This is a genomic window from Streptococcus suis (genome assembly GCF_002964045.1).
Taxonomy (GTDB): Bacteria; Bacillota; Bacilli; order Lactobacillales; family Streptococcaceae; genus Streptococcus; species Streptococcus suis_U.
This window is the reverse complement of sequence record NZ_POPB01000139.1, coordinates 1-326: the sequence shown is the minus strand read 5'-3', so window position 1 is coordinate 326 and position 326 is coordinate 1. Positions and strand designations below refer to the sequence as shown.

The following is a 326-nucleotide window of genomic DNA, read 5'->3' as shown; positions in this document are numbered from 1 at the left end:
CAATATGCTTTGGTGGAATAACAAACCTCCCTGTTCGGGAAGCGTGGAATGGTTTAGCACGCTTCCACGAAAGGAGAGAGGATATTACTTAATTTCAAATGACAAAATCTTTGTAATCAGTCTGGTTTCCATTCTTCCACGTAAGACTTCATCAACGACCATACTTTGATTGCCATATTCATCTTTCATAAGTCGTAGGGAACGCTTCGTTATGTACCCTCTGTAATGATGTAGAATCTGGTTAATCGCTTCGGTATCGCCATCTGTTGCCTTTACAATGAGAGGAAAGGGAATCATAGGATATTGTGTTTTCATTCTTCAAATTC

The 326-nt window shown here is 39.6% G+C and carries 1 protein-coding gene; it reads right to left on the bottom strand.

The genetic code is table 11. The annotated features are described in order from the left end of the window. Positions 1-84: 84 nt before the first annotated feature. Positions 85-315, bottom strand: a complete 231-nt coding sequence (locus C1E99_RS00600) for a helix-turn-helix domain-containing protein (protein WP_000857133.1) — start codon at positions 313-315, stop codon at positions 85-87. Positions 316-326: the final 11 nt, after the last annotated feature.

Excerpts from the sequence above, each read along its gene's own strand:
- C1E99_RS00600 (WP_000857133.1), bottom strand. The coding sequence starts at position 315 with ATGAAAACACAATATCCTATGATTCCCTTTCCTCTCATTGTAAAGGCA.